This is a genomic window from Clostridium gasigenes (genome assembly GCF_017348895.1).
Lineage (GTDB): Bacteria > Bacillota > Clostridia > Clostridiales > Clostridiaceae > Clostridium > Clostridium gasigenes.
The window spans coordinates 1,137,829-1,151,586 of sequence record NZ_CP071376.1 but is presented as its reverse complement, the minus strand read 5'-3'; the positions used below and the strand labels follow the sequence as shown (position 1 = coordinate 1,151,586).

Annotated in this window: 11 protein-coding genes; 8 read left to right on the top strand and 3 right to left on the bottom strand. The window is 30.4% G+C overall.

The features are described 5' to 3' along the window. Positions 1-81: 81 nt before the first annotated feature. Positions 82-1,152: a YkvI family membrane protein gene (locus J1C67_RS05665; RefSeq protein ID WP_089969774.1), complete on the bottom strand. Its 1,071-nt coding sequence runs from the start codon at positions 1,150-1,152 to the stop codon at positions 82-84. 134 nt (positions 1,153-1,286) lie between these two features. On the opposite strand from J1C67_RS05665, the gene J1C67_RS05660 reads away from it, so the two are divergent. Then, positions 1,287-2,372 (top strand): hypothetical protein, encoded by a 1,086-nt coding sequence (locus J1C67_RS05660; protein ID WP_167867012.1) that lies wholly within the window; start codon positions 1,287-1,289, stop codon positions 2,370-2,372. Positions 2,373-2,491: 119 nt separating this feature from the next. Then, positions 2,492-3,418: a tRNA modification radical SAM protein MnmL/YtqA gene (mnmL, locus tag J1C67_RS05655; protein ID WP_167867013.1), complete on the top strand. Its 927-nt coding sequence runs from the start codon at positions 2,492-2,494 to the stop codon at positions 3,416-3,418. 148 nt (positions 3,419-3,566) lie between these two features. Here mnmL and J1C67_RS05650 read toward each other — a convergent pair whose 3' ends face one another. Together J1C67_RS05650 and J1C67_RS05645 are read right to left on the bottom strand one after the other, a co-directional pair. Then, positions 3,567-4,697 (bottom strand): universal stress protein, encoded by a 1,131-nt coding sequence (locus J1C67_RS05650; RefSeq protein WP_167867014.1) that lies wholly within the window; start codon positions 4,695-4,697, stop codon positions 3,567-3,569. A gap of 21 nt (positions 4,698-4,718) precedes the next feature. Continuing rightward, a complete protein-coding gene (locus tag J1C67_RS05645; RefSeq protein WP_167867015.1) occupies positions 4,719-5,276 on the bottom strand; it encodes a response regulator in 558 nt (185 codons plus the stop codon). Between the two features lie 239 nt (positions 5,277-5,515). Here J1C67_RS05645 and J1C67_RS05640 point away from each other — a divergent pair, with 239 nt between their 5' ends. From J1C67_RS05640 to J1C67_RS05615, 6 genes are all read left to right on the top strand, one after another. Further along, a complete protein-coding gene (locus J1C67_RS05640) occupies positions 5,516-7,387 on the top strand; it encodes an ATP-binding protein (protein ID WP_167867016.1) in 1,872 nt (623 codons plus the stop codon). Continuing rightward, positions 7,362-8,027, top strand: coding sequence for a response regulator (locus J1C67_RS05635; protein ID WP_167867017.1), 666 nt, complete (start codon positions 7,362-7,364; stop codon positions 8,025-8,027). The genes J1C67_RS05640 and J1C67_RS05635 overlap by 26 nt, the downstream gene beginning before the upstream one ends. 298 nt (positions 8,028-8,325) lie before the next feature. Then, positions 8,326-9,981, top strand: coding sequence for a potassium-transporting ATPase subunit KdpA (gene kdpA / locus J1C67_RS05630; RefSeq protein WP_167867072.1), 1,656 nt, complete (start codon positions 8,326-8,328; stop codon positions 9,979-9,981). A gap of 27 nt (positions 9,982-10,008) precedes the next feature. After that, positions 10,009-12,054, top strand: a complete 2,046-nt coding sequence (gene kdpB / locus J1C67_RS05625; protein WP_341479234.1) for a potassium-transporting ATPase subunit KdpB — start codon at positions 10,009-10,011, stop codon at positions 12,052-12,054. A 13-nt stretch (positions 12,055-12,067) separates the two neighbouring features. Next, positions 12,068-12,664: a potassium-transporting ATPase subunit KdpC gene (kdpC, locus tag J1C67_RS05620; protein WP_167867019.1), complete on the top strand. Its 597-nt coding sequence runs from the start codon at positions 12,068-12,070 to the stop codon at positions 12,662-12,664. A gap of 238 nt (positions 12,665-12,902) precedes the next feature. After that, positions 12,903-13,700: a CAP domain-containing protein gene (locus J1C67_RS05615; RefSeq protein WP_167867020.1), complete on the top strand. Its 798-nt coding sequence runs from the start codon at positions 12,903-12,905 to the stop codon at positions 13,698-13,700. The last annotated feature ends 58 nt before the right edge of the window (positions 13,701-13,758 follow it).

Below are 13,758 nucleotides of genomic sequence, written 5' to 3'. Positions count from 1 at the left end.
ATTTATTTGAACATAAATAAGGCATCTGAAAAAATACACTAGTATATTAACTAGTTATTTTTAGGATGCCTAATTTTTTTATTAGTTTGGAAGAGACTTAAGATCCTTCCTATGTTTAAAATAGAAATATACACATTGACATATAAATACAAGGCTTAATAGTCCAAATATTGGATAAAGGGAAGTTATTAGTTTGGAAAAACCTATTTGTGAAACTGGCAGAGCTATAGCTAAAACTATAAAAATACCTTTTTTAAATTTAATATTAAAAGTTTGTTCTAGAGTTTTACTTATTGAGTAAACGTCAGATATTTCTGTTGAGAACATTTCTAGCCAAATAACTACTAATAAGAGAGCTTGTATTACATGACCAAATCTTTGAGCTACAAATAAAAGAGGTATTTCGTAGTTAAAAATATAAGGCTGATTTATTAGTAGCATAAGATTAATCATAAAGCTAAGGAAAGCAAGCCCAATTGCGCCTAAAGCTATTCCATAAAACATAGTTTTGGGTTTTCTAATTTGGTTGCTCATAGGAACCAGAACACCTAGGCAGCAGAGTGTATTATACCCAGCATAAAGAATAGTAGATACGCCAAGTCCTTTTTTCTTAGGTTCAAATTGAGAAATAAAATCTAATGAAAGCATATCTTTGCAAAATACAAAATAAAGAATAGTAATAGTTGTAATAGTAAGAAGTAATGTAGGAACTATAAATGAGTTAACTTCAATAAGCCCTTCAGTTCCTCTAAGTAAAAAGAAAATAGCTATTGATATCATAATTAGAGAACCAGCTATTTTGGGAATTCCAAAGAATTGATGAATTAGTGCTCCACTACCCGCAAGAATAATAGATGCACTAGAAATCAAATATAGGGTAGTAATTACTCCGGTAATTTTTCCTAAAATATTAGGACTTATTACTTTTATAACGTCACTATAGGAATCCAGTTTGTATAGGATACTAATTTTAGAAATTATGGTGCCCATAGCGATATAAAAAATTCCGCATATAAGAATTCCCACAAAGCTTAAGGGTCCATAAGCTGTAAAAAATTCTGTGATTTCTTGTCCAGAAGCAAGACCAGCACCAACTATAGTACCGATAAATACAGCTGCGACTTGAAAAATTTTATTAAGTTCTTTTTTCAAATGTTTCGCCTCCAATTCATTTCTATTAACAAATATATAGCTTATAACTATTTTTTATTCTTTAATTCTGAATAAGGTAAAGAATAAGAGGGAAAATAAGAATATAGAGATTGTGAAAGTAGGAGGAATACGAATTGAAAGGTAAAAAGTTTTTAATAAATATCTTACTAATATTATTAACTGTTTTAATGTTTACTGGATGCAAAAATATTAATAATAAAAAACCAGAAGTTAATATATTTAAGCCTACAACAGCTATGGATATTGCAAAAAGTTACTTAGAAAATATAAGTAAAGGTGAATTAACTAAGGCAAATGATCTGTGTATTAAAGAATTATTAAATGAAAACAAGGTTATAAGCACAGGTACTTCAAAAATAGTTGCATATAACGTAGACAATTTAATTGAATCTACTAACTCTGTGTATGTTGTATTTAATGTACTTAGAAGTTCAAATACACAGCCAAAATGTGATTTAGATAGCTTTGCAATTAAAGTTGATAAGCTTGAAGATGATTATAAAATAACTGAGGTTAAGGCAGTTAATAAGAAGCAGGTTTTCGTTAAGAATAATGGATTAAGAATAACAGAAGATGGGGCTGGAGACAGTCAATTAATTGTAAGCCTTAATAATATGCCTAAAGATGTTTATCCAAGAGAAAATAAAGTTATGTTATATAAAGAAATAGTACCATTAGATGAATTTGGAACAATATCATTAAGTTATACAGGGCAAAAAATAGCAATGTCTACAGTTTCAAAAGAAAATATTTTTATTGCAATTGGATATTTAGATGAAGGTAAAGTAGTTCAAGGTAGCATAGCGGGTCAGAGTTCAAATGAAGCGGGATCAAGTCAAGAGTTGCAAGAGCTATTAGATAAACCTATTGTAAAAAAAGTGGTTCCAGTAGATTTATTAAAAGATGTAAAGATTCAAAATTTCATTTTTTCACAAGAAGAAGATGATTTAATAGTTGAATACATAGAAAAATCAGGAGCAAAAAGAATTAAAATATATAAAACTGAAGATGGAACAATTGCTAACACAAAAATAGATACAATGTTTTCAGCTGAAAAATATAATGTGGTTTTAGATGGGTTGGATAAAAAGGCTATTTATATAAATGTTTCAGCAATAGAAGGAAAAGATGATATAAATAAAGAACTTTTAGGGACCTATAAGTTAGATTTAGAAAAGTTAGAAATGACTAAAAAATAAAAAAAACTTAATTTATTTTAATAATATAGTAAAATAGAAGTACGCCTAAAAATAAAGGTGTACTTTTTTGATTATAAGAGACTTAATATAAATAAAAGATACAAAGGAGAAATTTAAAAATGAAAGAATGGAACGGAAAGAGATACCATAGTTTAAATTATTATTTAAGGAATAAGTTTGGAGAAAAAGTATATAAAATTGCTTTAGATGGTGGTTTTAATTGTCCAAATAGAGATGGAAAAGCTGGCAAGGGTGGTTGCACTTTTTGTAGTTCCAATGGATCTGGAGATTATGCAGGAGATAGATTTTTATCTATAACAAGCCAATTTCAGGATAGAAAAGAAATGATGGAGAAAAAATGGAAAACAGGAAAGTACTTAGCTTATTTTCAAGCTTACACAAATACTTATGCACCTGTAGATGAGTTAAAAAGAAAATATTATGAAGCTCTAGACCACTCAGGGGTTATAGGAATATCTATTGGAACAAGACCAGATTGCTTAGGGGATGATGTTTTAGAATTATTAGACCAAATAAATAAGGAAACTTATCTTATAGTAGAACTAGGACTTCAAACTATAAGCAATGAAAGTGCAAATAACTTTAATAGGGGATATGATTTAGAGGTTTTTGATAAGGCTATTAAAGATCTTAAAGATAGAAATATAGAAGTTGTTGTTCACAGTATATTTGGCTTGCCTGGAGAAACAAAAGAAGATATGCTAGCAACTGTGGATTATATTGCTCATTGTGGGGCAGAAGGTATTAAATTTCACCTACTTCATTTAATGAAAGGCACAAGAATGGTAAAACAATATGAATCAGGGGAATTAGAACTATTAAGCCAAGAAGACTATATTGATGTAATTTGCAAAAGTGTAGCTATGATACCCGAAGAAATGGTAGTTCATAGATTAACTGGAGATGCCCCAAGAGAATTATTAATAGGCCCTATGTGGAGCTTGAAAAAATGGGAAGTTTTAAATGCCATAGATAAGGCAATGACTGATAATGATATTTGGCAAGGTAAAAATTTTAAAATATAAATTTAAATTAATGACATAAAAATAAATAACAAGTCAAAGATGCAAAAACAATGACATACTGACTTGCTATTTATTGATTATGGTGTATTAAGAATTCTTAATACACTTTAGTTAAAAGTTAATATTTTTTATAAATATAAAATAAATACTATTCATAAGGAACTACAATTATTTGAATGTTTTTGGAGTGATTAAGTAGTTTGTTTATAGTTGATCCTCTAAAAAACTTTTGGATGGTTGTACGCTTAGAGTGGCCAATTATAAGTTTTGTAATATGAGTATCATGAGCGAATTTTACTAATTCCTTTGAAACAGATCTACCTTTCAATTTTTTTACTGTAGCATTAAGGCTTTCGGCTAAAAGTATATTTTTATTTAAGGTATCTAATTTATTAGGCGTATCTGCTGGTGAAAATCTATGAGTACAATCTACATATACCACGTAAAAAGCACACTTGTATTTTTTTGAAAGTACAGAACCCATACGAATTAACCTTTGAGATTGATGGCTTGAGGATATTGAAACCATCACCCTTTCAACTGTAGACCAATTTTCATGAATATCATGATTAATTTTATATGCTTCTAAAGCTTCATCAACCTCATCAGCAGTTTGTCTTAAGGTGAGTTCGCGAAGTGCCGTTAGATTTCCTTTTCTAAAGAAATTACTTAACGATCTTTCAATCAAAGGTTCTTTATAAATGTTACCTCTTTGAAGTCTGTTTCTAAGAGAATCAGGAGTTATATCAATTACTACTACTTCTGAATCTTCTAAAATAATATCAGGAACAGTTTCATTAACATTTACTCCAGTTATTTGTCTTATAACATCATTTAAACTTTCTAAATGTTGTAGATTTACAGTAGTATATACATTTATACCACAATTTAAAATTTCTAATACATCTTCATATCGCTTTCTATTTTTTGATCCAGGCGCATTAGTATGTGCAAGTTCATCTATAATAACTAGTTTGGGCTTTCTTTTTAGAATTTCTTCAAGGTTCATTTCGGTTAACGTAATATTATTGTAGAGTATATCTTTTAAAGGGATTTGAGGTAAATCTTTTAACTGATCTATTGTATCTTGCCTACCATGACTTTCAAAATAACCTATAACTATATCTTCACCACGTTTAAAACGTCTATTAGCTTCGTTTAACATAGTATAAGTTTTACCAACCCCAGGAGCGTAACCTAGAAAAACTTTTAGTAATCCCGTAGTTTCTTTTTTACAAGCATTAAGAGCTTGTTCTAAATTCGCTCTTTTTTTATCCATATAATCACCTCATTATTATAATTATTTTAACTTGTTTAATTTATCAGAAAAATCTCTGAATAGTTCTCCTTTTTCTGTTTCGCCGAGGTTTATTAATACTTCTCCTATTTCTTTATAAATACTTGGATTAGTAGGATTATCGCATAAAGAAAGTTTTAAACTATTGAAAGATAAATTATTTTCTATAATATCTTTAGATGATGTTTCTAGTGAAGATATGTCATTTGGAAACACTTCTAATAAAGTTTTTCTAATAGTAAGAGCAGTGAAGGGCTTTTGTAGGTAGGCTTTAGCCCCTAATTGAGTAGTGGTAACGGCATTTCTAATAGTACCAAATGCTGTCATTATTATAACTGGGAATGTATGTCCTTTTGATCTTAGTAACTCAAGAAGAGCGGTACCACTAATATTTGGCATTTTAATATCTATAAACGCAATATCAAAATTATGTTTAGAAACTAATTCAAGAGCTTCAGTTGCGTTTGAAGCTGCATGAACAATATAGTTTTCGTTTTCTAAACACTTTGATAATAATAATCTAATATTTTTTGTATCATCAACTACTAAAGCAGTTTTCATAAATTATCCCCCTAGAATGTATTTAAAAATATATTACTTTAGATTTTTTATATTATCAACAAATGATATTCATAGTAAATGGTTAATAATGAGAGCAAATCAAGGTGAAAGAAAGAAGGGTTAGTGTGATAAAGTGGAATAAATAAGATTGCCTTAAAAGGAGTTTTTATGGAGAGTAGATAAAAAATGGAAGTTATACTATAATTTTATTAAATACAAAAGAAAGATGGTGAGGGTATATGATAAAAAGTATTAAGTCAAAAATATTTTTAATATTAATAGTATTTCTGGTGTTAACCATTGGTAATACTTTGGTATCTATTAATTATTTTAATAAATTACAACAGTCTATAGATTTAATAATGCATGCTAATTATGATAGCGTTGTTGCAGCTCAAAATATGATAGAATCACTAGAAAGACAGGATAGTTTAGAATTAGCATTTATATTTGAAAAAGATTCATTATTATCTAAAGTACATGAAGAGAATCATATGAAATTTTTAGAATGGCTTTATATTGCTAAAGGTAATATAACTGAAACTGGTGAAAAAGAAATATTAACAGAAATAGAAAAAACTTATATGGATTATAGCAAAACTGTTCAAGTTCTTGAAAGTTTAAAGGTAAAAGAGGGCGTAGATAGTGTAAGGGTATACTATTATAATGATGTTTTTCATTTATTTGAAAAATTAAAAAACAATTGCTCAGATCTTTTAGATATAAATCAGCAATCAATGGTAAATAAGAAGGAAGAGTCAAAGGAATTAGCTAATAAGGCTAGTTATTATACATTAAGTATATTAGCATTAGTTTTATTTGTTGGGTTATGTATAATTGGATATTTATTAAAGAAAATAATTAGACCAATAGAAGATTTAGCAGTAGGAATAAAAATGGTGTCACAAGGAAATTATGATTATGAAATACCTCTAAAAAGAGATAAGGAAATAAACTTTGTATTGGAAGATTTTAATCATATGGTAAAAGAGTTGAAAAAGTATGAGACTTTAAATATAAATGAGATACTAAGAGAAAAGCAAAAAGCAGAGGCGATAGTAGAAAGTATTAATTCACCAATAATAGTAACTAATAGTGAAAATAAAGTAACTATGGTAAATAAGGCTTCAGAAAGAATATTAGATGTAAAAGAAAAAAATGTTATCAATAGACACTTTTTAGAAGTAATAGAAAGAAGAGATATATTTGATATGATTCAAAAATCTAAAAATTCCATTAAGGAAAGCAAGGCTTTTGAGGATATAGAAATAATACAAAGAGATGAAAAAAGATATTATAGAATAACAGCTAATCCTATATGGTTTGATCATAGTGAAAATATTGGAACAGTCACAATAATGCAAGATATTACAAAGTTTAAAGAGGTAGAAAATTTAAAATCAGAGTTTGTATCAACAGTTTCACACGAATTTAGAACTCCATTAACATCAATTTCTATGGCAATTGGATTATTATTAGAAAATAGCTTTGATAATAAAGAAGAGGAAAATGAGTTGCTTACAATAATAAAAGATGATAGTGAAAGGTTGAATAATCTGGTTGGCGAATTATTAGATATCTCAAAAATGGAATCGGGTAAAATTGAAATGGAAATTCAAGAAGTTGATATAAATGAGGTTATTAAACCTGTTAATAATGCATTCAAAATACAATTAGAAGAAAAAAAGGTGGATTTAAGTATAGATACAAAGGGGATATCTAGGAAAATAAAAGTAGATATAAATAAAATTTCCTGGGTTCTTGTAAATCTTGTTAGCAATGCCTTGAGATATATTGCAAGTGATGGTACTGGAAAAATAGTAATAAGGGCTAATGAAGTAAATAGCGATATGCTAATTTCTATAGCTGATAATGGAAAGGGAATATCAGATGATGATCAAACTAGGATATTTGAGAAGTTCGTTCAGTTAAAGAATGATGATGGAGAAGTAAATGGAAGTTCTGGACTTGGGCTAGCCATATGTAAGGAAATGGTGAAAGCTCATTGTGGAGAAATATGGGTTGATAGTGTTTTAGGTGAAGGAAGTACATTTTACTTTACTTTAAAATTAGGAGGGATTATTGATGAAGAAAAGAATACTAATAGTTGATGATGAAAAAAATATAAGGATAGCATTAAAACAATGCTTTAAAGGGGAAAATTATAAAGTTGAAATGGCTAATGATGGGGAAGAAGCTATAGAAAAATTAAAAAATGATAGATATGATCTTATATTAATGGATTATCAAATGCCAAATAAAAATGGGTTAGAAGTATTAGAAGACATAAGAAAAAATAATATAGAAACCAGGGTTATTATAATGACTGCATATGGAACGGTTGATATAGCTGTAGATTCTATGAAACTTGGAGCAGTAGATTTTCTAAGCAAGCCTTTTAGTATAGCTAAAGTAAAAGATGTAGTAAGAGAATCCATTAAGAAAGATGCAATAATAATAATGGGCGAAAGGGATATAGGTGGAAGCCTAAATGAAGCTAGAGATGCTATAAGGCATGGAAGTTTAGAGGCGGCGACGCAGCACTTAAGAGACGTTCTAATAAGTGATGCAAGTAACCCAGCAACACAAAATTTATTAGGAGTTATAGAAGAGAAAAAAAACAATGGGAACTTAGCACAGAAGTATTATAGGGCAGCGTTGTCATTAGATGCAACATATGCTCCAGCAGATAATAATCTAAGAAGAACAGCTATGTATAGTGCGTTATCAACAGGAATAGATTTAGGTTAATATATATATTTACGAGTAAGGCATCTTCAAAAATATACTAGGATATTAACTAGTTATTTTTGAAGAGGCTTATTTTTATGTAGAATATAGTAGGACTTTAAAATGTAAACGTTAAGATTTGAATTTGCATAGAAAAATAGAGTAAATGATAGTATTTGTATGACCTAGTTATGTAGATTTTAAACAGAGGGTCAAATAACAAGGAAAATAGGTTATTATTGCTGAAAATGGCGTTGTCTTACTAAAATATGAGAGTATAATTCATTATAGAATTCAATTTTGGAGAGGGGATATGTACATGGAATGGTTAGCTTTATTATTATTAATGGCGGTATTTATATTTATCACAATATACGTTGGAAAGTATCTATATAGCATCTTATTCAACACAAAATCTTTTGCAGATCCAGTAATGGATAAAATAGATAATGCTATATATAAGCTTTCAGGAGTAAAAGGAAAGGATATGGATTGGAAGCAATATATAGTTGCTTTACTAGTAACTAATGGTGTTATGTTAGTTGCAGGATTTACACTTTTAATGGTTCAACAGTATATAGTTGGATCAAGTGCAGAAAGATTAGATATGAATTGGCATACCGCTTTTAACACCGCGATAAGTTTTATGACTAATACAAATCTGCAAGATTATACAGGAGAGCTTCATTTAACTAATATTACTCAAATGATAGTAATTACAGTATACATGTTCACATCGGCAGCAACAGGGTTTGCTATATGTGGTGCTTTTATAAAAGGTATTACAGGACATAGTATGGGTAACTTTTATAGAGACTTAACTAGGATAATAACAAGATTATTGATTCCCGTATCAATCATTGCTTCAGTAATTATGATAGGGCAAGGGGTGCCTCAAACATTAGAGGCACATAAAGTTGTACAAACTCTTGAGGGAGGGGTACAAACATTAGCATTAGGACCGGTAGCATCACTTGAAAGTATTAAACATTTAGGAACAAATGGAGGAGGATTCTTCGGAGCAAATTCAGCTCATCCATTTGAAAATCCTACACCAATTACAAATATGTTAGAAATTTTATTAATGATGTTTACATCAGGCGCTTACTGTTATGTATTTGGGAAAGCTTGTAAAAATAAAAAACAGGGGTGGGCAATATTTGGAGCAGCACTTATATTATTCTTACTGGTTATACCAGTTATATATAATGCAGAATTAGCTGGAAACCCTGCTATTAATCAACTTGGAATTACAAATACTATAGGAAATATGGAAGGTAAAGAAGTAAGAAATGGAATTTTTGACTCTTCGCTATTCACAGTTGTAACAACATCATTTACTACAGGATCAGTTAATAATATGCATGATTCATTAACTCCAATAGGGGGAGCAGTTCCAATATGGAACATGATGCTAAACTGCGTATTTGGTGGGAAGGGTGTTGGATTTATAAATTTAATTATTTATGCAATGCTTGGAGTATTTATTTGTGGACTTATGGTTGGTAGAACACCAGAATTCTTAAGAAGAAAAATAGAAGGAAAAGAAATGAAGCTTATAGCAGCAGCAATTCTTATTCATCCAATAGCAATACTTGTGCCAACGGCAATAGCTGTAGCAGTGGGAAAGGGCAGCTTAGATGGATATCATGGATTTTCTCAGATGCTTTATCAATTTGTTACATCAGCAGCCAATAATGGTTCAGGTTTTGAAGGATTAGCAGATGCTACAATGTTTTGGAATGTAGCAGCAGGAATAGTAATGTTGATTGGAAGATATACTTCAATGATATTACTACTTGCGGTAGCGGGATCTATGATGAAAAAGACACAAGTTCCAGAAACGTCAGTAGCTTTTAGAACTGATACAGGATTATTTGTAGGGGTATTAGTTGCAACTATTTTAATAATTGGTGCATTAACATTCTTACCGGTATTAGTACTTGGACCAGGTGCAGAATTCTTAACAATGTAGGAATATATGGGGATAGGAGGAATGAAAATGAATGATAAGAAAAAAGGGTTTATAACAAAAGCTATGATGAAAACCGCAGTAGGGGATTCGTTTAAAAAGTTAAACCCTAAAGAAATGGCAAAAAATCCTGTTATGTTTGTAGCATATATAGGTATGATTATAACTACAATATTAACTATCTCTCCTGAAATTGTTGGAGAAGATGGGCGTTTATATAATGGAATAGTTACAGTGATTTTATTTGCAACAATACTTTTTGCAAACTTTGCAGAAAGTATTGCAGAGGGAAGAGGAAAAGCTCAAGCAGATGCATTAAAAAGCACAAAGAGAGATACTAAAGCTAAATTGTTAATGCTAGATGGTACTTACACTATTGTAAATGCATCTGAATTAAAAAAAGGTGATGTAGTTTTAGTAGAAGCTGGAGATATGATTCCAAATGATGGAGATGTTATTGAAGGTCTTGCATCAATAAATGAGGCAGCAATTACAGGCGAATCAGCTCCTGTAATTAAAGAATCGGGGGGCGATTTCTCGTCAGTAACAGGAGGAACAACTGTAGTTTCGGATTGGGTTAAAGTTAGAATAAACTCAAATCCAGGAGAATCTTTCCTAGATAAAATGATTTCACTTGTTGAAGGTGCATCAAGGAAAAAGACTCCAAACGAAGTAGCGCTAAGCACTCTGCTAATAGCACTTACTATAATATTTGTAACAGTTGTTGTAACCCTATATCCAATAGCAAACTTTGTTGGGGTAGAACTTGAAGTTTCAACACTGGTAGCCTTATTAGTATGTCTAATACCAACTACAATTGGAGGTCTTTTATCATCAATTGGAATAGCTGGTATGGATAGAGTTACAAGATTCAATGTTATTGCAATGAGTGGTAAAGCAGTTGAAGCCTGCGGAGATGTAGATGTAATGATATTAGATAAAACAGGAACAATAACATTTGGTAATAGACTTGCAGCAGATTTTATACCTGTTAAAGGGGTTTCAAAAGAGGAACTTATAAACAATGCATTAATAACTTCAATGAAAGATATGACTCCAGAAGGAAAATCAACTATTGAACTTGGGGCAAAACTTGGAATTAAATTAAATGACAATGAATATGGAAAAGCAGAATTTATAGAGTTTACAGCTCAAACAAAGAGCAGTGGTGTTAATTTAGAAGATGGAACACGAATAAAGAAGGGTGCATCTTCTTCAATAATAGAGTTTGCTCGCAAAAATGGTGGGCAAATCCCAGAAGATTTAAAAGAAATAGTAGAAAGAATATCAAAACTTGGAGGAACTCCATTAGTCGTAGCAAGAGAAGAAAAAATTTATGGGGTAATTTACTTAAAAGATACAGTTAAACCTGGTCTTGTAGAAAGATTTGCAGAACTTCGAGAAATGGGAATTAAAACAATTATGTGTACTGGAGATAACCCCTTAACAGCAGCAACTATAGCAAAGGAGGCTGGAGTTGATGAGTTTATAGCAGAATGTACACCAGAAGATAAAATAGAAGTAATAAAAAAGGAACAAGCAGAGGGCAAGATTGTAGCAATGACTGGTGATGGAACAAATGATGCACCAGCACTTGCTCAAGCAAATGTTGGTATTGCAATGAACTCGGGTACAATTGCCGCAAAAGAAGCTGCTAATATGGTTGATTTAGATTCAGATCCAACTAAGATTTTAGATGTTGTTGGAATTGGTAAACAACTTTTAATAACAAGAGGAGCTCTCACAACATTTTCAATTGCAAATGATATTGCAAAATATTTTGCAATAATACCTGCAATGTTCACTTTAGCAATACCTCAAATGCAACTTTTAAATGTAATGTCATTAGATAGTCCAAAATCAGCTATTATAGCAGCGTTAATATTTAATGCCATAATTATACCTTTATTAATACCAGTTGCTTTAAAAGGTGTTAAATATGTGCCGATGAATCCGGAAAAGATGTTAAAAAGAAACTTGGCTATCTATGGATTAGGTGGAATGATTGTACCTTTTATAGGAATTAAGATTATTGATATAATAATTGCGCCAATACTAACTTTAATAGGGCTTTAGGGAGGGGAAAAATATGAGTTATTTAAAAAAAGCTATAAGGATAACAATAGTCATGACAGTTATTTGTGGGTTAATGTATCCACTATTTATTACAGGAATAGGAAAAATTATTTTTCCATATCAATCCAGTGGCAGTGTAATAGAAGTAGATGGGAAAGGGGTAGGGTCCGAGCTAATAGGTCAAATATATAATGATGATAAATACTTTTCAGGAAGGTTATCATCAGCAGTAAATTATAATATTTCAGAAGATGGCAAAGAAATGGATGCATCATCAGGGTCACAAAATTTAGCCAGCACAAGTGATGTATTAAAAGAAAGAGCTTTGGCAGATATAGAAACGTTTTTAGCTAAAAACCCAGAAGTATCAAAAGAAGAAATATCATCAGAACTTATAACGCAATCAGGATCAGGGTTAGATCCACACATAACACCACAAGGTTCTAAAATACAAATTCCAAGAGTATCAAAAGCTACAGGGCTTTCAGAAACTGAATTATCTACAATGATTGAAGATAATACAGAAAAGAAATGGCTAGGACTTTATGGTGGAGAAAGAGTTAATGTATTAAAGTTAAATATTGCAATTGACGAAAAGCTAGCAAGCTAAAGCAGCTTGGTTAAATGACATATAAATAGATAATAACACTAGATTTATTTAGTGTTATTATCTATTTTCATTATATGGACTAGTAAAGGAGGAAGGATTATCAATTAAATCAAAAATATTGTTATAATAAGAATAATATTCATTAATTGACAAGTAACTCATATTTAGGACAGGCTATTTTTATGTTAACCTATAGACCAAGCAGAGTACCAGAAGAAATCTGAAGGGGGAACGTAAAATGATAAGAATGAAAGTATTAATGTCAATATGTTTAGCTATATCTTTAAGTCTGGGAAGTGTATATGGAATTTCAAAAGTTAAAGATACCAATAAAACGGAAATAGTAGAAGCTAAAGAGGTAGAAAAAAATTCGGATAAAGCGTCTATGGTAGAAGAAGAAGTGGTTAAAAATGAGGAAAAACCAAATAATGAGGAAAAACCAAATGTTGATAATATAGAAAATACTGGAACTGCTGATAAGGTTCAGGAAGTAATTATTCCTGAAGAATCAAAAAATGTAGAGGTGAAACCTGATAAGGCACCTGAGAGTAAACCAGTTGAAAATACTGTTGCAGAAGCACCACAGAAGGTTACAGAAGAACCTCAAAAGGTTGCAGCGACAAGTTCAGATAGTTATATAGCAGAAATAGAACAAGCTATATTTGCAAGAGTTAATAAAGAAAGATCTGCAAATGGACTAGCTCCTCTAAGTTATAATAATACAATGGAAAATTATGCAAGATTTAAATCTAAAGATATGGGAGATAGAGGTTATTTCGATCATGCAAACCCAGAAGGTGAATTAATAACAGCGCAAATGAAGAGAGATGGTGTTAACTATAATTCATGGGGTGAAAATATTGCATATATCCAAAGGGATTCGACTAATGCTAGTTTAGCTGATCAGTTTATGACTAATTGGATGAACTCACCAGGTCATAGAGCAAATATATTATCAGGAAATTTTGCATCAATAGGTGTTGGAGTTTATAAAGTAGGAAACACATATTATGCAACTCAAGAATTTTATAGATAGAATAGCATATTAATTTGTTATTTTTCAAGATGATTTAATAATTGAAAAGGTGTGGATT

Bases quoted from the DNA above. Each gene is read 5' to 3' on its own strand.
- mnmL (WP_167867013.1), top strand. From the start codon at position 2,492: ATGAAAGAATGGAACGGAAAGAGATACCATAGTTTAAATTATTATTTA.
- J1C67_RS05640 (WP_167867016.1), top strand. From the start codon at position 5,516: ATGATAAAAAGTATTAAGTCAAAAATATTTTTAATATTAATAGTATTT.
- kdpA (WP_167867072.1), top strand. From the start codon at position 8,326: ATGGAATGGTTAGCTTTATTATTATTAATGGCGGTATTTATATTTATC.
- J1C67_RS05615 (WP_167867020.1), top strand. From the start codon at position 12,903: ATGATAAGAATGAAAGTATTAATGTCAATATGTTTAGCTATATCTTTA.
- kdpB (WP_341479234.1), top strand. From the start codon at position 10,009: ATGAATGATAAGAAAAAAGGGTTTATAACAAAAGCTATGATGAAAACC.
- kdpC (WP_167867019.1), top strand. From the start codon at position 12,068: ATGAGTTATTTAAAAAAAGCTATAAGGATAACAATAGTCATGACAGTT.
- J1C67_RS05645 (WP_167867015.1), bottom strand. From the start codon at position 5,276: ATGAAAACTGCTTTAGTAGTTGATGATACAAAAAATATTAGATTATTA.
- J1C67_RS05635 (WP_167867017.1), top strand. From the start codon at position 7,362: ATGAAGAAAAGAATACTAATAGTTGATGATGAAAAAAATATAAGGATA.
- J1C67_RS05650 (WP_167867014.1), bottom strand. From the start codon at position 4,697: ATGGATAAAAAAAGAGCGAATTTAGAACAAGCTCTTAATGCTTGTAAA.